21 protein-coding genes are annotated in these 23,433 nt (G+C 71.8%); 15 read left to right on the top strand and 6 right to left on the bottom strand.

The window, feature by feature from the left end; all coding sequences use genetic code 11:
* Window positions 1-26: 26 nt before the first annotated feature.
* Together ACFYYB_RS19780 and ACFYYB_RS19775 are read left to right on the top strand one after the other, a co-directional pair.
* Window positions 27-1,349, top strand: coding sequence for an alkaline phosphatase family protein (locus ACFYYB_RS19780; protein WP_389436480.1), 1,323 nt, complete (start codon window positions 27-29; stop codon window positions 1,347-1,349).
* A 12-nt stretch (window positions 1,350-1,361) separates the two neighbouring features.
* Window positions 1,362-2,618, top strand: coding sequence for an MFS transporter (locus ACFYYB_RS19775; RefSeq protein ID WP_389436479.1), 1,257 nt, complete (start codon window positions 1,362-1,364; stop codon window positions 2,616-2,618).
* A gap of 9 nt (window positions 2,619-2,627) precedes the next feature.
* On the opposite strand, the gene ACFYYB_RS19770 is transcribed toward ACFYYB_RS19775, so the two are convergent.
* Window positions 2,628-3,923 carry an MFS transporter gene (locus tag ACFYYB_RS19770; protein WP_389436478.1) on the bottom strand — a complete coding sequence of 432 codons (1,296 nt, stop codon included), beginning with the start codon at window positions 3,921-3,923 and terminating at the stop codon, window positions 2,628-2,630.
* An 87-nt stretch (window positions 3,924-4,010) separates the two neighbouring features.
* Between ACFYYB_RS19770 and ACFYYB_RS19765 the strand changes: the two genes are divergently transcribed.
* The gene (locus ACFYYB_RS19765) at window positions 4,011-6,059 is read left to right on the top strand and encodes a prolyl oligopeptidase family protein (RefSeq protein WP_389436477.1); all 2,049 of its coding nucleotides are present in this window, start codon (window positions 4,011-4,013) and stop codon (window positions 6,057-6,059) included.
* Between the two features lie 321 nt (window positions 6,060-6,380).
* On the opposite strand, the gene ACFYYB_RS19760 is transcribed toward ACFYYB_RS19765, so the two are convergent.
* A complete protein-coding gene (locus ACFYYB_RS19760) occupies window positions 6,381-7,076 on the bottom strand; it encodes a TetR/AcrR family transcriptional regulator (RefSeq protein WP_389436476.1) in 696 nt (231 codons plus the stop codon).
* Window positions 7,077-7,214: 138 nt separating this feature from the next.
* Here ACFYYB_RS19760 and ACFYYB_RS19755 point away from each other — a divergent pair, with 138 nt between their 5' ends.
* The 11 genes from ACFYYB_RS19755 (at window position 7,215) to ACFYYB_RS19705 (ending at window position 19,066) form a co-directional block, all read left to right on the top strand.
* Window positions 7,215-8,909, top strand: coding sequence for an amidohydrolase (locus tag ACFYYB_RS19755; RefSeq protein WP_389436475.1), 1,695 nt, complete (start codon window positions 7,215-7,217; stop codon window positions 8,907-8,909).
* Between the two features lie 177 nt (window positions 8,910-9,086).
* Entirely contained in the window at window positions 9,087-10,802 is a 1,716-nt protein-coding gene (locus ACFYYB_RS19750; RefSeq protein WP_389436474.1) for an ABC transporter substrate-binding protein, read from the top strand.
* Complete coding sequence (locus tag ACFYYB_RS19745; RefSeq protein ID WP_327308665.1) at window positions 10,799-11,779, top strand: ABC transporter permease; 981 nt, start codon at window positions 10,799-10,801, stop codon at window positions 11,777-11,779. The genes ACFYYB_RS19750 and ACFYYB_RS19745 overlap by 4 nt, the downstream gene beginning before the upstream one ends.
* The gene (locus ACFYYB_RS19740; RefSeq protein WP_389436473.1) at window positions 11,776-12,678 is read left to right on the top strand and encodes an ABC transporter permease; all 903 of its coding nucleotides are present in this window, start codon (window positions 11,776-11,778) and stop codon (window positions 12,676-12,678) included. The genes ACFYYB_RS19745 and ACFYYB_RS19740 overlap by 4 nt, the downstream gene beginning before the upstream one ends.
* Window positions 12,675-13,661, top strand: coding sequence for an ABC transporter ATP-binding protein (locus ACFYYB_RS19735; RefSeq protein WP_389436472.1), 987 nt, complete (start codon window positions 12,675-12,677; stop codon window positions 13,659-13,661). The genes ACFYYB_RS19740 and ACFYYB_RS19735 overlap by 4 nt, the downstream gene beginning before the upstream one ends.
* Window positions 13,658-14,521 carry an ATP-binding cassette domain-containing protein gene (locus tag ACFYYB_RS19730; RefSeq protein ID WP_389436471.1) on the top strand — a complete coding sequence of 288 codons (864 nt, stop codon included), beginning with the start codon at window positions 13,658-13,660 and terminating at the stop codon, window positions 14,519-14,521. Before ACFYYB_RS19735 ends, ACFYYB_RS19730 begins: the two co-directional genes overlap by 4 nt.
* A gap of 287 nt (window positions 14,522-14,808) precedes the next feature.
* Window positions 14,809-15,657: an ABC transporter substrate-binding protein gene (locus ACFYYB_RS19725; protein ID WP_389436470.1), complete on the top strand. Its 849-nt coding sequence runs from the start codon at window positions 14,809-14,811 to the stop codon at window positions 15,655-15,657.
* Window positions 15,624-16,454 carry an amino acid ABC transporter permease gene (locus tag ACFYYB_RS19720; RefSeq protein ID WP_374213292.1) on the top strand — a complete coding sequence of 277 codons (831 nt, stop codon included), beginning with the start codon at window positions 15,624-15,626 and terminating at the stop codon, window positions 16,452-16,454. Before ACFYYB_RS19725 ends, ACFYYB_RS19720 begins: the two co-directional genes overlap by 34 nt.
* 7 nt (window positions 16,455-16,461) lie before the next feature.
* Window positions 16,462-17,340 carry an amino acid ABC transporter ATP-binding protein gene (locus tag ACFYYB_RS19715; protein ID WP_389436469.1) on the top strand — a complete coding sequence of 293 codons (879 nt, stop codon included), beginning with the start codon at window positions 16,462-16,464 and terminating at the stop codon, window positions 17,338-17,340.
* Between the two features lie 234 nt (window positions 17,341-17,574).
* On the top strand, window positions 17,575-18,708 hold the full coding sequence (locus ACFYYB_RS19710) for a mechanosensitive ion channel family protein (protein ID WP_389436468.1): 1,134 nt from the start codon (window positions 17,575-17,577) through the stop codon (window positions 18,706-18,708).
* 106 nt (window positions 18,709-18,814) lie between these two features.
* A complete protein-coding gene (locus ACFYYB_RS19705) occupies window positions 18,815-19,066 on the top strand; it encodes an EF-hand domain-containing protein (protein WP_266875230.1) in 252 nt (83 codons plus the stop codon).
* Between the two features lie 72 nt (window positions 19,067-19,138).
* On the opposite strand, the gene ACFYYB_RS19700 is transcribed toward ACFYYB_RS19705, so the two are convergent.
* From ACFYYB_RS19700 to ACFYYB_RS19685, 4 genes are all read right to left on the bottom strand, one after another.
* Window positions 19,139-20,377, bottom strand: a complete 1,239-nt coding sequence (locus ACFYYB_RS19700; RefSeq protein ID WP_389436467.1) for a cytochrome P450 — start codon at window positions 20,375-20,377, stop codon at window positions 19,139-19,141.
* Window positions 20,378-20,401: 24 nt separating this feature from the next.
* The gene (locus tag ACFYYB_RS19695; RefSeq protein WP_389436466.1) at window positions 20,402-21,796 is read right to left on the bottom strand and encodes an NAD(P)/FAD-dependent oxidoreductase; all 1,395 of its coding nucleotides are present in this window, start codon (window positions 21,794-21,796) and stop codon (window positions 20,402-20,404) included.
* Window positions 21,789-22,034: a ferredoxin gene (locus ACFYYB_RS19690; protein ID WP_389437215.1), complete on the bottom strand. Its 246-nt coding sequence runs from the start codon at window positions 22,032-22,034 to the stop codon at window positions 21,789-21,791. The genes ACFYYB_RS19695 and ACFYYB_RS19690 overlap by 8 nt, the downstream gene beginning before the upstream one ends.
* Window positions 22,035-22,141: 107 nt before the next feature.
* Window positions 22,142-22,786: a hypothetical protein gene (locus tag ACFYYB_RS19685; RefSeq protein WP_389436465.1), complete on the bottom strand. Its 645-nt coding sequence runs from the start codon at window positions 22,784-22,786 to the stop codon at window positions 22,142-22,144.
* Window positions 22,787-22,920: 134 nt separating this feature from the next.
* On the opposite strand from ACFYYB_RS19685, the gene ACFYYB_RS19680 reads away from it, so the two are divergent.
* Window positions 22,921-23,388 carry a hypothetical protein gene (locus tag ACFYYB_RS19680; RefSeq protein ID WP_389436464.1) on the top strand — a complete coding sequence of 156 codons (468 nt, stop codon included), beginning with the start codon at window positions 22,921-22,923 and terminating at the stop codon, window positions 23,386-23,388.
* Window positions 23,389-23,433: the final 45 nt, after the last annotated feature.

The raw sequence follows: 23,433 nt of genomic DNA, 5'->3' as shown, positions 1-23,433 counted from the left end.
CCACTGATCACGAGGAGGAACCACCCATGCCCCTGCGTCCCCCGACGACAGCGAGCACGAGTCCGGGCACGAGCCCGGGTCCGGGCGCCACCGCACGCGCGAGACACCGGGCCCACCGGTCCGCCCTGGTCGCCGGCATCGGCACCCTCGGCGCCCTGGGCCTCCTGGGCGCCTTCACCATCGCCAACTCCCAAGCCGCCGAGAGCGGTTCCGCGTCCCCCGCGGCCGTGGCAGCGCTGCCCGCGTACGACCACGTGGTCGTCGTCGTGTACGAGAACAAGCAGTACGGCGAGATCATGGGCAGCGCCAACGCCCCGTACATCAACCAGCTCGCGGGCGGCGGCGCGAGCCTGACCGGAATGAAAGCGCTGACCCACCCCAGCCAGCCGAACTACTTCAACCTCTTCTCCGGCGCCACCCAGGGCATCACCGGGGACGGATGCTACACACCGCAGTCGATGACCGCGCCCAACCTCGGCCAGGAGCTGATCGCGGCCGGCAAGACCTTCACGACGTACAACGAGGACCTGCCGAGCGAGGGTTCCACGGCGTGCACCAACGGCCAGTACGCCCAGAAGCACAACCCGTGGTTCGCCTTCAAGAACGTACCGCTCAACACCGGGAAGACCTGGGCGCAGTTCCCGCAGAACAACTTCGCGGCCCTGCCGAACCTGTCCTTCGTCGTCCCCAACCAGTGCAACGACATGCACTCCTGCTCGGTCGGCACGGGCGACACCTGGACGAAGAACAACATCGACGCCTACGCGCAGTGGGCGAAGGCCAACAACAGCCTGCTGGTGCTGACCTGGGACGAGGACAACTACCTCGGCTCGAACCAGATTGCCACCGTCTTCTACGGCGCGAACGTCAAGACGGGCACCTACGCCACCGCCTTCAACCACCACCACCTGCTGCGCACCTTCGAGGACCTGTTCGGCACGGCGACACACGCCGGGAACGCCGCCAACGTCCAGCCGATCAGCGAGGTGTTCACCGCCACGAACCCCACTCCGACACCCACGCCCACTCCGACGCCGACCCCGACGCCCAGTCCCACGCCGACTCCCACCTCGACGCCGACCCCCGGTGATCTGAAGCTGGTCAACCCCGGCCCACAAGCCTGCAAGTTCAACCAGAACTGCACCATCCAGCTCACCACCACGGGAGGCAAACCCCCCGTCCGCTACACCGCCACCGGACTCCCCTGGGGCCTGACCCTCGACGCCACCACCGGCCGCATCACCGGCAAACCCTGGGCCACCGGAACCCTCCAGATCACCGCCACCGCCACCGACGCCACCCCGACCACCGCCACCACCACCTTCCCCCTCACCCTCACCTGGTTCTAAAAGGAGGCACCCGTGTACCTGTCGACCAGCCGTGCGGCGGACCTCGCCGCGGACCCTCCCGCTCCGAAGGGCCCCCTGCGAGCCGTCCCCGGCACGGTGCTCGCCCTCGGCATGGTCAGCCTGGTCACGGACGTCTCCGCCGAGATGGTCACCGCCGTCCTGCCGCTGTACCTGGTGGCCGGACTCGGGATGTCCCCGCTCGCCTTCGGCGCCCTGGACGGACTGAACCAGGGCGCCACCGCCCTGCTGCGCCTCGTGGGCGGACGGGTCTCGGACCGCACGCAGCGCCGCAAGCTCGTCGCGGGCGCCGGCTACGCGATCTCCGCCGCCTGCAAGGCGGCCCTGCTCGCGGTCACCACGCCCTGGTCGGTGGCGGCGGTGCTCGCCGCCGACCGGACCGGCAAGGGCCTGCGCACCGCCCCGCGCGACGCGCTGATCTCGCTGTCCTGCCCGCCGGGGGAGCAGGGCCGCGCCTTCGGCGTGCACCGCGCGCTGGACACGGCCGGGGCCCTGCTGGGGCCGCTGGCCGCGTTCGGCGTGCTGTGGGTGGCGGTGGACGGGTACGAGGCCGTCTTCACCGTGAGCTGCTGCCTCGCGGTGCTGGGCGTGCTGGTCCTGGCCCTGTTCGTACGGGAGAGCCCCGCGCCCGCGCCGGCTGCCGGGACGCCCCCAGCCCGGACCCTCCTGCGGATCCCGGGCCTGCGGCGGCTCTGCCTGACCGCCGCCGTGCTCGGCCTGTTCACCGTCGGGGACGCGTTCCTCTATCTCCTGCTCCAGCGGCGCCTGGAACTGCCGGCCGCCTGGTTCCCGCTGCTGCCGGTCGGCACCGCGTCCGTGTTCCTGCTCGCCGCCCTGCCCATCGGCCGGCTCGCCGACCGGCTGGGACGGCGCCGGGTCTTCCTCGGCGGACACCTGCTCCTGCTCGGCGCCTGCCTGCTGCTCCTGGCCCCGCTGCCGCCCGGGCCCGTGCTCGTGTGCGGGGTCCTCGGCCTGCTCGGCCTCTTCTACGCGGCCACCGACGGGGTGCTGATGGCCGCGGCCGGGCCGCTGCTGCCCCCGGAGCTGCGCACCACCGGGCTGGCGGTGCTCCAGACGGCGCAGGCCCTGGCTCGGTTCGCGGGCTCCCTGCTCTTCGGTGCGGCCTGGACCCTGTGGGGACCGGGTCCGGCGCTGGCCGCGACGGCCGGCGCACTGCTGCTGGCCCTCACCCTGACGGCCGCCTTCGCGGGCCGCGGCCCGGCCCCGGGGGAGGAGTCCCCCGAGGGGTGAGGGGCGGGGTCAGACCGGCGCCCCGCTCGACTGCGGCTCCTCCTTCGCGGCCCGCCGCCGCAGGGCGTCCTCGTCCGTGTCCGCGTCGTAGGAGATCAGCTTCGGCAGCAGGGCGGCCAGCAACGCCACCGAGGCCACACAGGCCAGTCCGCCGCTCCAGAAGGCCGTGCGCGTGCCCGTCCAGCCGGCCATCGCGCCCGCGCGGGCCTGGCCGAGCTGCGGGCCGACGGTGTACGAGAGCACCTCGATGCCCGCGAGGCGGCCCCGCAGCTCCTCCGGGATCGTCTGGTTCCAGATCGTGGCGCGCCCCAGCCCGCTCAGCATGTCGCCCGCGCCGGCGACCGCGAGGCACACCAGCACCAGCCAGATGTTCCCGGACCAGCCCGCGGCCGCGATGGCCAGCCCCCACACCGCCGCCCCGCAGACCACCAGCAGCCCGTGCCGGCGTACCCGCGAGGCCCAGCCGCTCGTCAGCCCCAGCACCAGCGAGCCCACCGCGCCCGCCGCGTACATCAGCCCCAGGGCCCACACCGCGTCGAGCTCGTCGGCGAGGAAGGGGAAGATGGCGTTCGGGAAGGCGAAGAGCATCGCCGCCATGTCCACGGCGTACGTCCCGAGCAGTACGGGCCGGCTCCACGCGTACCGGGCCCCCTCGGCGATCCCCCGCAGCGAGGGCCGCTCGGCGTCCCGGGCGGGCGGAGCCGGTCGCAGCCGCAGGCACAGCAGCACGGAGACGAGGAACCCGGTCACGGTGACCGCGTACGCGGACGCGTACCCGGCGTACGCGACGACCAGGCCGGCCACCGCGGGACCCGCGATGGCGCCGAACTGGTAGCGCAGCCCGTTCAGCGCGGCGGCCGCGGTCAGCTGGTCGTGCGGCACGATCCGCGCCATCAGCGAGTCCATGGCCGGCCGCTGCAGCCCGGTCAGCGCCGATACGCACGCCGCGACCACGTACAGCGGCCAGAGCATCGGGGTCGGCAGGGCCGAGTTCACCAGCAGGATCAGGGCGAGCACCCCGAGCCCGGCCTCGGTCAGCAGGATCATCCGCCGGCGGTCCACGGCGTCGGCGAGGGCCCCGCCGTAGAGGCCGAAGACCACCAGCGGGAGCAGTTCCACCAGGCCCATCGCACCGACCGCGAACGGCGAGTCCGTCATGTGCTTGATCTGCAGCGGCAGCGCGATCATGGCCATGAACGAGCCGAAGTAGGTGACCGTGCCCTGGTAGAACAGCAGCCGGAAATCGGGGCTGGACCGGAGGGGGGAGAGGTCGGGGAGTACGGAGGCGAAACGGGATCTGCTCACGAGGGGCCATCGTGAGCGGCCGACGGTCCCGGAGCAACCGATTTACGGCTGATTCGCGGCGGCCCTCCGATCCTGCACAATCGGCGGATGAGCGATGAAGACCCCTACCTCTGGCTGGAAGAGATCACCGGAGAGGCCGCCCTGTCCTGGGTGCGTGAGCGCAACGAGGAAACGGTGTCCGCACTGGCCTCGGACCCCGGGTTCAAGGTGCTGGAGTCGGAGGTCCGCGAGGCCCTCGACGACGACGGCAGGATCCCGTACACGACCCGGCGGGGACGCCACCTCTACAACTTCCGGCAGGACGCCGACCACGTACGCGGTCTGTGGCGGCGCACCTCCCTGGAGGAGTACCGCAAGGAGCGGCCCGACTGGGAGCCGGTCCTGGACCTGGACGCGCTCGCCGAGGCCGAGGGGGAGAAGTGGGCCTGGGCGGGCAGCGCCGTCCTGGGCCCCGATCACCGCCACGCCCTGGTCATGCTGTCCAGGGACGGCGCGGACGCCTGTGTGGTGCGCGAGTTCGACCTGGAGGAGCTGGAGTTCGTCGAGGGCGGCTTCGAGGTCGCTGAGGCCAGGACCCAGATCGGCTGGATCGACCGCGACCGGGTCTGGATCGGCACGGACTTCGGACCCGGTTCGATGTCCGTGTCCGGCTACCCCCTCCAGGTGCGCCGGTGGCGGCGCGGCACGCCCCTCGCGGAGGCGGAACTGGTCTACGAGGGCCGGCCGGCGGACATGACCGTCACCGGATCGCACGATGACACGCCCGGTTTCGAACGGGACTTCGTGCACCGGCAGATCGACTTCTGGAACGGCGAGCTGTTCCTCCTCCCCGCCGAGGGAACCGAGGGAACCCCGGATCCGGCCGGTCCCGAGAAGATCGAGGTCCCGGACGATGCCGGTGCCTCCGTCCACCGCGAATGGCTGCTCGTCGCACCGAAGTCGCCGTGGCTCGGCCACGTCGCGGGCAGCCTGCTCGCCTTCGACTTCGAGGCCTTCCGGGCGGGGGAGCGCGAGGCGGCGGTGCTCTTCACCCCGGACGAGCACACCGCCCTCGCGGGCTGGAGCTGGACCCGCCACCACCTGATCCTCACCACCAGCGCCGACGTCTCCTCCCGCCTGGAGATCCTCACCCCCGGGACGGGACCCGACGGCTGGAGCCGCACGCCCCTGTCCGGCGTACCGCCGCTGTCCACGGCCTCCGTCACCGGCACCGACCCGGACGTGAGCGACGAGTTCTTCCTGAACGTCTCGGGCCACCTCCAGCCGTCCACGCTCTACCGGGGCACGGCCCCGGCGGGCGCCGACGAGACGGTCAAGCAGGGCCCGGCCCTCTTCGACACCGCCGGCCTCACGGTGCGCCAGTACTTCGCCCCCTCCGCGGACGGCACGAGGGTCCCGTACTTCGTCGTCGGCCCCGAGGACCGCACCGGCCCCGGCCCCACCCTGCTCTACGGCTACGGCGGCTTCGAGATCTCCATGGTCCCGGGCTACAGCGCCGTCACGGGCCGTGCCTGGCTCGCGCGCGGCGGCACCTACGTGGTGGCCGGCATCCGGGGCGGTCACGAGTACGGGCCGGACTGGCACAAGGCCGCGCTCGGGGCGAACCGGGTCCGGGCTTACGAGGACTTCGCGGCCGTGGCCCGGGACCTCATCGCCCGGGACGTCACCACCCCCGCCCAGCTCGGCATCGAAGGCGGCAGCAACGGCGGACTGCTGATGGGCGCGATGCTCACCCGCGACCCCGAACTGTTCGGCGCGGTCGTCGCCCACGTACCGCTGCTGGACATGCTCCGCTTCCACAAGCTGCTCGCCGGAGCGAGCTGGATCGCCGAGTACGGGGACCCCGACAGCCCCGCCGACCGGCCCCACCTGGAGCGGATCTCCCCGTACCACCAGGTCCGGACCGACGGCCCCCCGTACCCCCCGCTGCTCCTGCTGACCTCGACCCGCGACGACCGGGTCCACCCCGGGCACGCCCGAAAGATGGCCGCCCGGCTGCGCGAGTCGGGGCACCCCGTCCTCTTCCACGAACACCTCGGCGGCGGCCACGCGGGCGCCACCGACCACGGCCAGACCGCCTTCAACGAGGCGCTTGTCCACACCTTCCTGTGGGAGCGGCTGACCCCGCAGCGGTGACTGCTCGGCGGGATCAGATCGGGCAGCTGATTTCGGCCGCGACGCGCTCGCCGGAGGAAACCGCCGCGTTGAGGGTGGAGTTCTCCACGTCGGCGCCGGTGCGCGCAGCGCAGTCCCCCCAGCCCCGCGCCGACGACCACGACGCGCGGCGCGGCGGGGGAGAGCAGGGCGGCGGCGAGGGCCGCGGCGCCCGCGGCGCCGAGTGTCCGGTGGCGGCCGGGCGTACGGGGGCCCGGGTCGGGCTGCTTCCCGGCGCGGCGGGTGCGTTCGCGGAGGGTGTCCTCGGCGCGTTCGCCGGGATAGGGGGCGGCGGGTCGGGGGTCAGGCTCCGCGCAGTGCCTCGACCCGGTTCTCGATCGCGGTGATCAGCGCCTCGACCCTGGCCTCGAAGATCTGCTCGTCCGTGACCTCGGCCAGCTGGGGGCCGAGCCGGGTGATGTGGGGGAAGCCAGCGGGGTCGACCAAGCGGTACTCGCGGTTCCAGGAGGACTCGTCGGCGGCCCGGACCTCCGGGGCGAACAGCAGGTAGGCGGCGCGCTGGCCGACGTAGGCCAGGAGGGAGTCGCCGACCATCCGGTAGTGGACGGCCGCCTCGGCCCCCTCGAGGCCGGCCTCCGTGACCGCGCCGAGGATCAGCTCCACGACGCGGAACTCGTTGGGCCTGCGGGTGGTCCGGCTGGCCATGGTCGAGCCGACCACCGGGTACCTGAGCGCCACTTCGAGGGAGCCGTCGGCGAGTGCCCGCAGCCGGTCCTTCCAGTCGAGCCCCGCGGGGATGCGGTCGAGCACCTCGCCGAGCGTGCGGTCGGCGACGGAGAGCAGCAGCTCGTCCTTGTCGCGGAAGTGCCGGTAGATCGCGGTCGGGTCGGCGCCGAGCTCCTCGCCGAGGCGCCGCACGGTGAAGGCGTCCTCGCTGCCGCGAGCCGCGATGCGCAGGCTCGCTTCGATGATCGCGTCGGGTGTGAGCTGGCTGCCGGCGCGCTTGGACCGGGCGGGTGTGTCGGATGACTTCGGCATGGTGAGGCCAGTGTAACGATGTGGAACAGAGCGAGCGCAACACCGTTGACAACAATGTTGCGCTCCCGTTCACTCCTCCTCAACGAACCAGCCGTGCGGGCCTCGCCCGCCGAGCCGAACGAGCCGAAGGATGCGTCGATGGGCAACACCAGGCAGCCGGTCAGGCCGCGTGCCGACATCGTCTTCGTAGGGGGCCGGGTCTTCACCGGAACCTCACCCACCCCGATCGAAGCCGCCGTCGCCGTCGCGGGCGACCGGATCCTCGCCGTGGCCGACGTCGCCACCGTGCGCTCGCTCGCGGACGCCGACACCGAGGTCGTCGACCTCGCGGGAGGACTGCTCGTCCCCGGCTTCCAGGACGCCCACGTGCACCCCGCGGTGGCCGGAGTCCAGATGCTCGGCTGCGACCTGAGCGAGGAACGCACCGTCGAGGGCTACCTCGGGGTGGTCGCCGCCTTCGCCGCCGCCCACCCCGACGCGGTCTGGATCCGCGGCGGCGGCTGGTCGATGGACGTCTTCCCCGGCGGCACGCCGACCCGCGCCCTGCTCGACGCGGTGGTCCCGGACCGGCCCGTCCTGCTCACCAACCGCGACGGCCACGGCGCCTGGGTCAACACCAGGGCGCTGGAGGTCGCGGGCCTCGACCGCACCACCCCCGACCCGGCCGACGGGCGGATCGAGCGGGAGGAGGACGGCAGCCCGGCCGGCACCCTCCAGGAGGGCGCCGTGGAGCTGGTGGCCCACCACGTGCCCATCGCCACCCCGGACGAGGCGCTCGCCGGCCTCCTCGCGGCGCAGCAACACCTCTTCTCCCTCGGCGTCACCAGCTGGCAGGACGCCATGATCGGCTCCTTCCCCGGCAACCCCGACAACTACGGCGTCTACCTGCGCGCCGCCCGCGAGGGCTCCCTGCGCGCCCGTGTCGTCGGCGCCCTGTGGTGGGACCGCGAACGCGGCCTCGAGCAGATACCCGACATCGAGGAGCGCCGCCGTACCGGACAGGTCGGCCGCTTCAACGCCACCAGCGTGAAGATGATGCAGGACGGCATCGCGGAGAACTTCACCGCCGGCATGCTGGAGCCCTACCTCGACGGCTGCGGCTGCGCCACCAACAACTCCGGGCTCAGCTTCATCGATCCGAAGGTGCTCACCGAGGCCGTGGCCCGGCTCGACCGCTCCGGATTCCAGATCCACTTCCACGCGCTCGGCGACCGGGCCGTCCGCGAGGTGCTCGACGCCCTCGCCGAGGCGCGCGAGGCCAACGGCGCCAACGACAACCGCCACCATCTCGCGCACCTCCAGCTCGTCCACCCGGACGACATCGCCCGCTTCGCGAGCCTGGACGCGGCCGCCAACATCCAGGCCCTGTGGGCCGCGCACGAACCGCAGATGGACGAGCTCACGATCCCCTTCCTCGGACCGGAACGGGCCCGCCTCCAGTACCCGTTCGGCGACCTCCAGCGCGCCGGAGCCCGCCTGGTCGCCGGCAGCGACTGGTCGGTCAGCAGCCCCAACCCGCTGTGGGGCATCCACGTCGCCGTCAACCGCTCCGTACCCGACGAGGCCCCCAACGCGACCGGGACCTTCGAACCGGCTCCGCCCTTCTTCCCCGAGCAGGCGCTCACCCTCTCCCAGGCGCTCACCGCCTACACCGCCGGCAGCGCGTGGGTGAACCACCTCGACGAGGTCACCGGCACCGTCGAGGAGGGCAAGTACGCGGACCTCGTCGTCCTCGACCGCGACCCCTTCGCGCATCCCCCGCTGGAGATCGCCGACACCCGCGTGCTGCGCACGTACATCGACGGCGAACTGGTCTTCGCCGCGACCGACTGAGCCGTCACCGACTGAGCCGTCACGGACCGAGCCGTCACGGACCGAGTCCTCACGGACCGAGTTGCCACGGACCGAGCCGTCACCGACCGACTGGTCACCGCACGCAGCCCACCGGCCGGGCCGCCACCGGCCGAGCGTCACCCACCCCACCGAGCTCATCCCTCAGGGAGCCAGACGATGTCATCCACCCGATCGGGATCCCCGCTGTACCGCGACCGCCGCGCCCACACCCAGACCCGCACCCAGACCCACACCCGCGGCCGCCTCCGCCACGCCGCGGCCGCGGCCCTCGTCTCGGCCGCCCTGCTCGTCACGAGCGCCTGCGGCGGCGCCGCCGCCGACAAGGACGCGGACCGCGCCGCCGCGTTCCAGATCACGGACAAGACGCCCGCCGCCACCGGGAACGTGGACTCCTTCACCTGGTCCGTCTACGCGGAGCCGACCACCATCGACTACGCGTACTCCTTCGACTTCCCACCGAACCAGATCCTCTCCAACGTCTGCGAGAGCCTGCTCCGCTGGAACCCGGACCTGACGACCTCCCCGGGCCTCGCGGCCTCGTACACCAACCCCACGCCCACCACGTGGGTCTACCAGATCCGCCCCGGCGTGCACTTCCACGACGGGACGGCGCTCACCGCGGACGACGTCGTCGCCTCCCTGAGCCGCAACCTCGACCCGAAGACCGCCAGCGTCTGGGCGAACCAGTACAAGAACGTCAAGTCCATAGACAAGACCGGCCCGATGGAAGTCACCGTCACCCTGGCCAAGCCGGACTCCACCTTCAACAAGTACCTGGCCGCCGGCCCCGGCACCGTGGAATCCGCCGCCACCCTGGCCAAGTCCGGCAAGGACTACGGCAATCCGCAGACCGGCGTGAACTGCACCGGTCCCTTCTCCTTCGGATCCTGGACCTCCGGCCAGTCCCTCACCCTCAAGCGGTTCGACGGGTACTGGAACCAGGAACTGAAGGCCAAGTCCGGCGAGGTGAAGTTCGTCTTCCTCGCCGACGCCACCACCCGGGTCAACGCCTTCCAGAGCGGTGAGGTCGACGGCGGCTGGATGGTCCCGCCGAACGCCTACGCCCAACTGGGCTCCACGCAGGCCGGAAAGCTCTACTTCGGCCGCAACACCACCGTCGCCGACGAGGTCGTCGCCAACCTCAAGGGCCCCCTCGGCAACCCCAAGGTCCGCCAGGCCCTCCTCATGGCCACCGACCGCAAGGGCATCGTCAAGGCCGGCGCCGGCGGGGTCGGCGAGGTCTCCGACTCGCTCGTCACCGACAACCTGTGGGCCGACGCGCCTCCCGCGACCCGAGAAGCGCTCCTGAAGGACCTGCCGAAGTACCCGTACGACCCGGCCAAGGCGAAGGCGCTCGCCGCCGAGGCCGGAGTGAACGGCCAGGAGATCGTGATCGCGACCAGCCCGCTGGACTCGCAGACCACGATCATCACCCAGGCCGTCGCCCAAGCCGCCACCGCCATCGGGCTGAAGCCGCGGATCGACTCGCTCTCCGCGGAGAAGTACACGACGCTCTTCACCGACCCCGCGGCCCGCGAGGGCATCGACCTCTTCCTCACCTTCTGGTACACGTCCATCACCGACCCGCTGGACATGTTCGCCTCCCTGGAGACCGGAGCCTTCAGCAACTACGGCAACTGGTCCGACCCGGCCTTCGACGCCGCCGTCCAGAAGGCCGTCGGGGCGTACGACCCCGCGGCGCACGCGACCGCCAACGCCGAGGCGCAGAAGATCGCCTCGCGCGAACTGCCCTGGCTGCCCCTCTACACGCTGCCCGTCAGCGTCTTCATGGGCAAGAAGATCACCGGCGTCCAGCCCTCCATCGCCTACCTCTACTACCCGTGGGCGGCCGAGATCGGAGCCAAGGGATGACGGCCGCGGCGACGGCCGCGACGGCCCGCGCCGTACGGGTGCTGCGCAAGCTCGCCGGCATGGCGGCGACCCTGCTCGTCACTTCCTTCCTCGTCTTCTCCTCCCTCTTCCTGGCCCCCGGCGACCCGGCGAGCTTCCTCATCAAGGGACGCAGCCCCAGCCCGGAGGACCTCGCCGCGCTGCGCGGCCAGTACGGCTTCGACGAACCCTTCCTGGTCCGGTACTGGAACTGGCTCGAAGGGGTGCTGCACGGCGACTTCGGCCGCTCCTACCTCTTCCACCAGGACGTCTCCTCCGTGATCTGGTCGCGCCTGCCCTCCTCCATGCTGCTGATCGCCGTATCCGGCCTGATGATCGCCGTGTTCGGCATCGGTTCCGGCATCGTCGGCGCCCTGCGCCGGGGTTCGCGCACCGACCGCTCGCTGATGCTGCTCGTCACGGTGGGCGCGGCGGCGCCCGCCTTCGTCGCCGCGCTGCTGCTCAGGTCGGTCTTCGGGGTGCAGCTGGGCTGGTTCCCCACCATCGGCAACGGCGAGGGACTCATGGACCGGCTGCACCACGTGATCCTTCCGGCGGCCGCCCTGTCCGTGACCTTCACGGCCCTGGTGACCCGGGTGACCCGCTCGGCCATGCTCGACGAACTGTCCCGGGACCACGTGGAGGTGGCGCTGAGCCGCGGAGCGCCACGGCGCACCGTCATCCGGCGGCACGTCCTGCGCAACGCGCTCGGACCGATCGTCACCGTCTCCGCCCTCCTGGTCTCCGGCATGCTCGTCAGCACCGCGATCGTGGAGACCGCCTTCGGAATGTCCGGCGTGGGCTCCCTGCTGGTGCAGTCCGTCGACCAGCTCGACTTCCAGGTCGTCCAGGCCATCGTGCTGCTGGTGGTCGCCGCCTTCGTCGTCGTCAACGCCCTCGTGGACTTGGTCCAGCCACTGATCGATCCGCGCACGGCCGCGGCCGGGAGCGCCCGATGAGCCACCCGACGAGCACCCTTCCCGAAACGGGCGCCACGCCCCTCGCCCCCCGTACCCGCCGCGACCCGCTCGCCCGGCTGCGCCGCCTCGGCGGCGGCCGGCTCCAGCGGACCTGCCTCGCGCTCCTCGTCCTGTTCGTGCTCATCGCACTGCTCGGACCCTGGATCGCCCCGTACGACCCCACCTTCGGACAACTCGGCGACACCCTCCTGGGGCCCGGCGCCCAGCACTGGCTGGGCACCGACCAGGGCGGCCACGACACCCTCTCGGCGCTGCTCGTCGGCACCCGGACCAGCTTGGCCGGACCGCTCGCGGTCGTCCTGTTCTCCACCGTCCTCGGCGTCGCCGTCGGCCTGTTCACCGCCTGGCGCGGAGGCTGGATCGACACCGCCGTCGGCCGGGTCCTCGACGTCCTGTTCGCCTTCCCCGCGCTGCTCCTCGCGATCCTCGCGGTGGCCCTGTTCGGCAAGGGGATGACGGCTCCGGTGATCGCCATGGCCATCGCCTACATGCCGTACACCGCACGCCTCGTACGAGGCCTGGCCGTCCGGGAGAAGTCCCGGCCCTACGTCGCCGCCTACCAGGTGCAGGGCCACTCGCCCCTGTACGTCACCGTCCGCAGGCTGCTGCCCAACATCTCCCCGACGCTGCTCGCCCAGTCGACGGTGAACTTCGGCTACGCCCTGCTCGACCTCGCGGCCCTCTCCTTCCTCGGGCTCGGCGTACAGCCGCCGACCCCCGACTGGGGAGCCATGATCAACCAGGGGCAGGCTGCCGTCCTGCAAGGGCAGCCGCTCTCCGCGATCGCGCCGGCCGTGGCGGTCGTCCTGGTCGTGGTCGCCTTCAACGTCGTCGGGGAAGACCTCGGCGACCGGCTCGCGGGGAGGGACTCCCGATGACACTGCTCGCCTACGAAGCCCTGCGCGTCGCCCTCCCCGCGATGGCCCGCCCCCTCCTCGACGGCGTCAGCCTCACCGTCGCGGCCGGCGAGGTCGTCGCCCTGGTCGGTGAATCCGGCTCCGGCAAGTCCGTCACCGCCCGAGCCGCCCTCGGCCTGTTCCCGCAGGGCGCCGAGATCGGCGGCCGGGTCCGGGTGGAGGGGACCGACCTGGTCGGCGCCACCCCCGCGAGCCTGCGCGAGGTGCGCACGAACAAGGCCGCGATGATCTACCAGGACCCCCGGGCCGCCATCAACCCGGTGCGCCGCGTCGGGGACTTCCTCACCGAACCGCTGCGCCTCGTACACGGCTGGTCCAGGGCCCGGGCGAACGTCAGGGCCGCCGAACTGCTCGACGCGGTCGGCCTGCCCGACCCGGTCCGCCACCTGAACCAGTTCCCGCACGAGCTCTCCGGAGGCATGCTCCAGCGGGTCGTGATCGCCGCGGCCCTCACCGCCGAGCCGAAGCTCCTGCTCTGCGACGAGCCGACCACCGCGCTCGACGTCAGTACCCAGGCCGAGATCCTGGCCGTCCTCGGCCGGCTCCAGCGTGAACGCGGCCTCGGACTGCTCCTCATCACCCACGACATCGAGCTCGCCGCCTCCGTCAGCGACCGGATCTACGTCATGTACGCGGGCCGGATCGTCGAAACCGCGCCCGTGGCGGAGCTCTTCTCCTCCCCACGGCACCCGTACACCGCGGGCCTGCTCGGCTCCTCCCCACCCCTCGAAGGCCCCCCGGGCCGCCTCACCCCCATCCCCGGGGCCCCGATGGGCCTGCTGGAGTCGGCGCCCGGCTGCGCCTTCGCGCCCCGCTGCCGGTTCGCCGAACCGGGCCGCTGCGACCAGTCCCCGCCGCGGCTCCTGCGGCACGGTCCGGCCGAGGTCGCCTGTCACCGCGCCGCCGAACTCGTGCCCGAGCTCGCGCTCAAGGAGGCCCGATGAACACCGAGTCCGACCAGGACACCAAGTCCGGCGGGAACACCGCCCCGGAGCTCCTCCGGGTGACCGGACTGCGCAAGACCTACCGGACCGGGGGCACGGAGGTCGTCGCCGTCGACGACCTGTCGTTCTCCGTACGGGCCGGCGGAGCGCTCGGCATCGTGGGGGAATCCGGTTCGGGCAAGACCACCACCGCCCGGATGCTGATCGGCCTGGAACGCCCCGACGCGGGCGAGATCCTGGTGCAGGGCCGGCCGCTGGCGGCCTCCGTACGGGGGAGGCCGGCCCGGCTGGCCCGCGCCAAGGCGGTCCAGATCGTCTTCCAGGATCCCTACCTCTCCCTCGACGCGCGCCTGAGCATCGGCGAGACGGTCGACGGAGTCCTCAGACTGCACGGAACGTCCGACCGGACGGCCCGGACCGCACGGGTACGGGAACTGCTGGCCCAGGTCGGCCTGGGCGACCGCGAGGCCGCCGCCCTGCCCCGCCGGCTCTCCGGCGGGCAGCGCCAGCGCGCCGCGATCGCCAGGGCGCTGGCGGTGCGACCCGCCGTCCTGGTGCTCGACGAGGCGGTGTCCGCCCTGGACGTGTCCGTCCAGGCGCAGGTGCTCAACCTGCTGTCCGACATCCGGCGCGACACCGGGATCGGCCTGGTGTTCGTCAGTCACGACCTGGCCGTCGTCCGCTACGTCTGCGACGAGGCGCTCGTCATGTACCGCGGCCGCACGATGGAGCACCGACCGGTCGACGAGCTCCTCACCGACCCCCATCACCCCTACACCCGGCTGCTGCTGGCCTCCGTACCCCGTCCGGGCTGGGACCCCGACTCGATCAGCCGACGCCGGCGCGAGCTCACCCTGTGAGAGCGCCGACAGTGCCGACAGTGCCGACAGTGCCGACGGCGGCCACGAAGGGGGCATGACGACGGGGCGGGTCCGTACGGACCCGCCCCGTCGTGGGAGGCGGACGGAGTCGTGAGAGATGGACGGACCGGCGTCCCCGGCGTTCGGGCGATCATGGCCGGATCCGCCCTGGCGTCCCCGGAACGCATGGCGGAAGATCCCTCAGCGGGCACTGCCCGTGGCTTACGATCGCCGCGGACGATCCCGTTCCGTGATCGCCGCTCGACCCGCACTCGTGGAGGTCAACCGTGTTCCGGACGGCCAGAGGAAACCGCAAGCACCCCGCAGGCCCCCGAATCCGCGTGGTCGCCGCGGCCGCGGCGGCGGGTGCGTTCCTCGTCGCGGGATGCTCCTCGGGCGACGACGGCCCGAGCGAGGCGGCCGGCGGGGTGCCCGTCGTGGAGAAGGGCAAGCTGACGACCTGCACCCACCTGCCCTATCCGCCGTTCCAGTTCGAGAAGGACGGCAAGGTCGTCGGTTTCGACGTGGCCCTGGTCGACCTGGTGGCGACCCGGCTCAAGGTGGAGCAGAAGATCCTCGACACGCCCTTCGAGAACTTCAAGACCGGTGCCTTCCTGAACTCCGGCGAGTGCGACCTCGCGGCCGCCGGCATGACGATCACCGACGAGCGCAAGAAGAACGTCGACTTCTCCGTCCCCTACTTCGACGCCACGCAGGCGCTGCTCGCCACCAAGAAGAGCGGCGTCACCTCGCTCGCCGACCTCAAGTCGAAGAAGAAGAAGCTGGGCGCCCAGGCCGAGACCACCGGCGAGAGCTACGCCAAGGCCCAGGGCTTCGACCCGGTCGCCTTCGAGAGCTCGGACGCGGTCATCAACGGGCTGCGCACCGGCCAGGTGGACGCGGTGGTCATCGACTACCCCGTGGTCCAGGGCTGGCTCAAGGACCCCAAGAACGCGGCCGAGTTCACCCTCGGACAGAACATCGAGACGGGCGAGCAGTACGGCTTCTCGGTGAAGAAGGGCAACACCGCCCTGGTGGCCGCGATCGACAAGGCGATCACCGACGCCAAGGCCGACGGCACCTACAAGAAGCTCTACGAGCAGTGGATCGGCCCGCTGCCCCAGACCACCCCGTGACCTCCCGGCTGACCCGGCGCCAGCGCCGCCGGGTCTCGCAGGGACTGCAGTACGCGCTCTTCGTCGCGGTCCTGGTGCTGATCGCCGTCTCCGCGGACTGGGGCAGGCTGCAGAACCAGTTCGCCCAGAAGGACCTGGCGCTGCGGCTCTTCCCGGAGATCATCACCACGGCCCTGCGCAACACGGTGATCTACACGACGTCCGGGTTCCTCCTGGGCCTGGTCCTCGGCCTGGTCATCGCCATGATGAGACTGTCCTCCGTGGCCCCCTACCGGTGGGTCGCGAGCGTCTACATCGAGCTGTTCCGGGGGCTGCCGGCCCTGCTGATCTTCATCTTCGTGGGCGTGGCGGTGCCCCTGGCGTTCCCCGGTACGGAGATCCCCGGCGGAACGTACGGCAAGGTCGCGATCGGTCTGGGACTCGTGGCCGCCGCCTACATGGCGGAAACGATTCGGGCCGGCATCCAGGCCGTACCCAAGGGGCAGATGGAGGCGGCCCGTTCGCTGGGCTTCTCCCACGCGCGCGCCATGGTCTCGATCGTCATCCCGCAGGCCTTCCGCATCGTCATCCCGCCCCTCACCAACGAACTCGTCCTGCTGTTCAAGGACTCCTCGCTCGTCCTGTTCCTCGGTGTGACGCTCTCGGAGCGCGAACTGACGAAATTCGGGCGGGATCTCGCCAGCCAGACCGCCAACTCCACCCCGATCCTGGTCGCGGGCCTGTGCTACCTCCTGGTGACCGTGCCACTGAGCTTCGTGGTGCGCCGCCTGGAGGCCCGCGCGGACAAGGCCGTGTGAGGTAGACATGCCACAGGAGGCTCCAGCGGTGGACAGCACGGCCACGGACGGCCCGGAGATCGAGATCCGGGGACTGCACAAGTCCTTCGGAGCCCACCACGTCCTGCGCGGCATCGACCTCGACATCGCCCGCGGCGAGGTGGTGTGCGTGATCGGGCCATCCGGCTCGGGGAAATCGACACTGCTGCGCTGCGTGAACCTGCTCGAAGAGCCCAGCGAGGGCCGGGTCTTCGTCGGCGGCACCGAAGTCACCGACCCGGACGTCGACATCGACGCCGTACGCCGCCGCATCGGGATGGTCTTCCAGCAGTTCAACCTCTTCCCGCACCTGAGCGTGCGCGACAACCTCGCCCTGCCCCAGCGCCGCGTCCTGGGCCGGGGCAGGGCCGAGGCCGAGGCCTTGGCCGAGAAGAACCTCGCCCGTGTCGGCCTCTCCGACAAGTCCGGCGCGTACCCCGCCCAGCTGTCCGGCGGCCAGCAGCAGCGGGTGGCGATCGCCCGAGCCCTGTCGATGGGGCCGGAGGTGATGCTCTTCGACGAGCCGACCTCGGCACTGGACCCCGAACTCGTCGGCGAGGTACTGGCGGTGATGCGGGTCCTGGCGGACGAGGGCATGACGATGATGGTCGTCACCCACGAGATGAGCTTCGCCCGCGAGGTCGCGGACCGGGTCGTCTTCATGGACGGCGGAGTCGTCGTCGAGCACGGGCCGGCCGCCCAGGTGGTGGGGGATCCCCGCGAGGAGCGGACCAGGGAGTTCCTCAACCGGATCCTGGACCCGGCGGCGACCGGAGCACCCGGTGTACCCGAGGCGCCCGGAGCCCCTGGGGCGCCCGGAGCCCCCGGGGCCGGCGGCGAAGGCGGGCAACAGGGCGGCGGCGCCTGACCACTCCGAGCACCTGACCACGTCGGGCATCCGCCGGGGCCCACCTGCGCCACCGTCTTGATCATGGGGCAGGATGGCACCCCGTTCCGTACGCGCACGCGTGCGCGAACGCGGCCCCACGCACGACGAACTGACAGGTGACAAGGTGATCAGGCCCACACCCACACCCCTCATCCGGCGGCCCGCAGGCACAGCCGCCGCCGCCCCGGTCCGGCGAGTGACGGAGGGCGTCCGTTGACCCGGGACCTCGTCCTGCACGACTGGCTTATCGCGGGCATAGCCCTGGCCGCGGGCGGACTCGCCGGACTGCTCCTGCGCGCCCTCGTGCGGTGGCTGGCCAAGCACGCGCTCAGGACCCGCTGGAGCGGCGACGACATCATCGTCGACGCGCTGCGCACCCTCGCACCCGCGGCGGCCGTCATCGCCGGCGCTGCCGTGGCCGCCTCGACGCTGCCCCTGGGCCCGCGGGTCTCCGGGTGGGTGAACCAGTCGCTGACCGCACTGCTGATCCTCGTGGCCACCGTCGGTGCGGCCCGCGTCGTGGCCGGACTCGTCCAGTCCGTGGCCCAGGCGCGGACGGGAGTGGCCGGATCGGCCACCATATTCGTCAACATCACGCGCGTCCTGGTGCTCGCGATGGGTCTGCTCGTCGCCCTCGAAACCGTGGGCGTGTCCATCGCGCCCCTGCTCACCGCACTCGGCGTGGGTGGCCTCGCCGTCGCCCTGGCGCTGCAGGACACCCTCGCCAACCTCTTCGCGGGCGTCCACATCCTCGCCTCGAAGACGGTGCAGCCCGGTGACTACATCCGTCTGACGAGCGGCGAGGAGGGATACGTCGTCGACATCAACTGGCGCAACACCGTGGTCCGCAACCTGTCGAACAACCTGGTGATCATTCCCAACGGGCGGCTCGCGCGCACCAACATGACCAACTTCACCCAGCCCGAGCAGCAGTTGTCGATCATGGTCCAGGTGGGAGTGGGCTACGAGAGCGACCTGGAGCACGTGGAGCGGGTGACCCTCGAGGTGGTCGACGGGGTGATGGCGGACATCAACGGCGCCGTTCCCGACCACGAAGGAGCCGTGCGCTTCCACACCTTCGCGGACTCCCGGATCAACTTCACGGTGATCCTCGGCGTCGGCGAGTTCAGCGACCAGTACCGGATCAAGCACGAGTTCATCAAGCGGCTGCACAGCCGGTTCCGGGCGGAGGGCATCTCGATCCCCGCCCCCACGCGGACGGTCGCGCTCCACCAGCAGGACCTGCGGTCCGAGCCGCTCGCAGGGGTCCCTCCGCTCTCCCCCGTGCCACCGGTCCCGCATCAGCGCGAGGCGCCCGTCACGGCCCTGGCGGAGGGCGTGCGGTAGCGGGGGACACCGGCGCCGGGGGGCGGGGAGGCGGGTCATAAGCTGACGCCCCGGGGCCCGCGCCCCGTCGTCGCCCGCACAGCGCCGCCCATCGAAAGGACCTGTCATGAGTGAGAAGGCCCGCAAGCTCTTCGACGCGCTCGACCTGAACAGCGACGGGGTGCTGACCAGGGTCGAGGTGATCACGGCCCTGCGCAGCAAGGGCCCCACCCTCGCGGCCCAGGGCGATCTGCCCTTCTGGGCCGTGGGCGACGTCGACACCTCCTCGGCCCTCTTCGACCGGGCGAACGCGGACGGCGACGACGTGCTGACCTTCGAGGAGTTCGAGCGCGAGGTCGACCGCCGCTTCGGCTGGTAGCCGCGAGCGGGCCCCGGACCAGGGACGGTCCGGGGCCCGCTCGGGCCTGCTCAGGGCCTGCTCAGTGCCGGTTCAGGCGCGGATCCCGTCGCAGGCGATCCGCAGGTGCCGGGGCCCGCGCAGCACCGCGTTCTGCCGGTAGGGCGGCGGATCCTCCAGCAGCCGGGGGTTCTCCAGCCGCCGGGCCAGCTCGGTCAGCGCCAGCTGGGCCTCCAGCCGTGCCAGCGGGGCGCCGAAGCAGCTGTGGATGCCGCTGCCCAGCCCCAGGTGCTGGATGTCCTTGCGGTACGGGTCGAAGCGGTCCGGGTTCTCGAAGCGGTTCGGGTCCCGGTTGCCGGAGGCCAGGATCAGCCACATCGAGGAGCCCTTCGGAATGGTGATCCCGCCGACCTCGATGTCCACCAACGGCGTTCGCTGCGGCAGCAGTTGAACCGGCGGCTCGAACCGCAGCAGTTCCTCCACCAGCGGCACGGCGAGGCCGGGCTCCTGTCGCAGGTTCGCCAGCACGTCGGGGTTGCGCAGCAGGGTCAGCATCCCGTTGGTGATCAGGTTGACCGTGGTCTCGTGGCCGGCGATCAGCAGCAGGGCCGCCGTGCTGAGCAGCTCCATCGTGGACATGGACTCGTCCGGGCCGTGTCCCACGGCCAGTTGGGAGAGCATGTCCTCGCCGGGGTCCTTCCGGCGCTGCTCGATCAGCCCGGCCAGGTACATGCCCAGTTCCATGCGGGAGTCGTGGGTCTTGCGCTGCCGCTCGGCCGGATCCGCGTCCGGATCGGGGTCCAGGCTGGCGGCGAGGGTGTCGGCCCAGACGTGGAACTTGGGCTCGTCCTCGCGCGGTACGCCGAGCAGCTGGCAGATCATCGTCACCGGGAACGGGTACGCGAACTGGTCGACCAGGTCGATGTCCTCCGTGTTCCCGAGGTTGTCGATGAGACCGCTGACGATGTCCTTCAGCCCGCCCCGCATCCCGTCCACGCGGTGCGGGGAGTGCGGCGGCCCGAAGGGCCGGTTGGTCATCCGGCGCAGCCGGTCGTGCTCCGGCGGGTCCAGCTTCAGGAAGCTCGGCGGCAGCGCCGTCTCCTCCGCCTCCCCGCCCTCGGCCAGCGGGTCCCCGGCCGTGGCGGCCAGGTTGCGGGCGTCGGAGCTGAGCCGCGGATCGTGCAGCAGGCTCTGGATGTCGTAGTAGGTGCTGATGACGTAGGGGCCGGTCCCGTCGTGGAAGACGGGGGTCTTGCGCAGCTCCTCGTACAGCGGGTACGGGTTCGCGCGGCTGGAATAGTCCAGGATCTGGCTCAGGATGCCGTGGGCCATGAGGGTCCTCCGGGAACGTGCGGGTCAGTGCCCGGCGGGGGTGAAGGTGGCGATCCGGCGGTCGGCCGGCGAGTACCCGCTGAGGGTGATGGTCGGGCCGTGCGTGGGCACGGAGGGGTCGGGGAAGTCGGCCGGGATCGGCCGCTGCCCGTCGGGGCGGCGGTCCACCGTGGTGAACGGGGGCGGGAACGGCGCCGTGCACTCGATCTGCTTCTCGTAGAACTGCAGCCAGCGCCCGTTGTCGAAGGTGACGGCCCCGATGATCCGGCCCTGGTAGCCGTAGACCCCGGTGAACCGGCGCTCGGCCCGGGATCCCTGGGTGATCATGATCTCGGTGCCCATGGAGGGAACGCCGACGGACTTGATGTTCACCCCGAACTGGGAGGACCAGAAGGCCGGCACCCACAGGTGCGGCCGACGGTCCGTGCTCTCGCTCATCATGTTGTGGGCGGCTGTCTCGGCCTGCGCCACGGCGTTGCCCCAGTGCTCCAGGGAGAGGAACTGGTAGCCGAACAGCGCGTGCGGGGAGCGGGCCACGTCGCCCGCCACGTAGATGTCGTCGGTGACGATCCCGCGCAGGTCGAAGGCCCGGCAGCCCGCGTCGCAGGCGATGCCGCGCGGACCCGCGCCGAGCCCGGAGCCCATCAGCCACTCGGTGTTGCGCTGGGCGCCGAGCCCGACGACCACCACGTCGCATTCCAGCGTGGTGCCGTCGGAGAGGTGCGCGGCGCGGACCCGTCCGGTGGAGTCGCCCTCCAGGGCGGTCACCGAGATCCCGGTCCGCAGGTCCACGCCGTTCTCCCGTTGGAGTTCGGCGGCCACGGCCCCGATCACCCCGCCCAGGGCGCCGACCAGGGGACCGTTGCCGCGTTCGGCGACGGTGACCTCCAGTCCGCGTTCGCGGCACGCCGAGGCGATCTCGGAGCCGGTGAACCCGGCGCCGATGACCAGCACCCGGCGCGGTCCCGCGGCCAGGGCCCGGGCCAGGCCCGCCCCGTCCTCGCGGGTGCGCAGGGTGAAGACCCCGCCGAGCTCGCCCTCGGCCTCGTTCGGCCAGGGCCGGGCCCGGACCCCGGTGGCGATCAGGAGTCGGTCGTACGGGACCTCTTCGCCGTCGGCGAGCTTCACCGTGCGGGCCGCCATGTCGAGCCCGGTGGCCGCGACGCCCAGGCGCCATTCGGCGTCGATGTCGCGACGCCGGGGGAGCCGGGTGCCCTCGGCGTCGGCCTTGCCCAGCAGCACCTGCTTGGACAGCGGCGGCCGGTCGTACGGTTCGTGGGGCTCGTCGCCGATCAGGGTCAGCGAGCCGGCGAAGCCCTTTTCCCGGATGACCTCGGCGGCCCGCAGGCCGGCCAGCGAAGCGCCGACGACCACGATCCGGCCGGAGCGCTTGAGCTGGTCCAGGGTGGTGTCAGCCATCGGAGGCCTCCCCGTGGGAGGCGGCGGCAGGGGCGGTGGAGGCCAGGTCCAGTTCGTCCACGAGGATCGCCTGCACGGGGCAGGCGGCCGCGGCCTGGAGCACGCGCTCGCGCTGGGCCGCCTCGGCCTGCGGATCGTAGAGCAGTCCCTCGTCCCCGTGCATCGCGAAGACGTCGGGGGCGAGGAAGGCGCACTGCGCGTATCCCTGGCACCGGTTGAGATCGACGACGAGCCTCAGCACAGTGTGTCCTTTCGGCGCCCCCCTGGGCTTTCCGAACCAGCCTGCGCGCGATGGTGCTAAGGAGCGCGTCAGGTACCGCCATCGGAGTGATGTGCGGTGGCCCCTCAGGGGGCGGGCCGGGAGCGGCCCCGGCCCGATCGCAGGATGTACACGCTCACGAGCAGGGCCCAGGCCGGGAAGACCAGCTCGGACCAGGGCAGGGAGGACCCCGCCACCAGCAGCACCAGGCCGGCGAGGTACCCGGTCAGGGCCAGCGGGCGCGGGAAGGCGCCGAGCCGGCGGCCGATCGTGGAGGTCGCGAACACGAACACGGCGGCCATCCGCATCCCGTACGTGGTCAGCAGCGTGTAGGCGAAGTGGCGGCCGAACTCCTGGGGCTGATCGGCGTCCAGCACGGTCCCCGCGGCCGCGGCGGCGCCGAAGAGGCAGGCGACGAAGACGATCCCGCTGCCCAGGAACACGCTGGCGACGAACCGGTCCTCCGCTTCGCCGGAATGCTCCCGCAGCGCGCCCATGAACCACAGGAAGGCGATGCCCGCGAAGGGGACCAGCTCCAGCGCTGTGGTCACCGCGTCCCGCTGCCCCGCGGTGACCTCGATGTCGGCCGCGCCGCCTCCCTCCGGCAGGGCGATCCGGGCCAGCACGATGGCCGCCGCCATGAGGGCGGCGAAGAGGATCCCCGCGAGCCCCGCCGCCCTGGGGGTGCTCAGGCTCTGTACCGGGGCCGTCCCCGGTGCTTCTGGTCTCATCCGTCCAGCAAGCCCGGGGTACGGCCGTGGTGCCAGCGGGGCCGCGCGCCCGGGTGACACGGGGCCCGGGCCGCACCCACGAAGGCGGATGTAAGAAATTGTTGACACGAGGTATGGATCCTTTTACCTTCGTGATGTCAAAGTTCTTTTACACGGGAGCAGGTGCGGTCGTGGCCTTCGAGGAGAAGCGCGCATGGATCATGGGGGTGGTCGCGATCGTCGGGTACGCGGTCTACCTGGCCGTCGTCCTGGGCCGGTCGGGCGACGGGACCCCCCTCGCGGAGGTCCCGTACATCACTCCGCTGCTCTGGACGGTCGGCGGGGCCATCGCAGCCGCGATCCTCCTCAACATCGCGGCGGCGCTGACCAGGCCCGGCGAGGCCGACGTCAAGGACCAGCGGGACAAGGAGATCGGCCGCATCGGCGAGCACGCCGGGCAGTCCTTCCTCGCCATCGGCGCCGTGGCCGCGCTGATCCTGTCGATGGCCGGTGCGGACCGCTTCTGGATCTCGAACGCCCTCTACCTGGGCTTCGTCCTCTCGGCGGTGCTCGGCTCGGCCGTCAAGCTCGCCGCCTACCGCCAGGGGTTCCAGTCGTGGTGAAGCCGACCGGCATCACGAACCGGATCAGGATCCTGCGCTTCGAGG

This window comes from Streptomyces sp. NPDC002886, assembly GCF_042888445.1.
Classification (GTDB): Bacteria; Actinomycetota; Actinomycetes; order Streptomycetales; family Streptomycetaceae; genus Streptomyces.
This window is presented reverse-complemented; position numbering and strand designations above follow the sequence as displayed.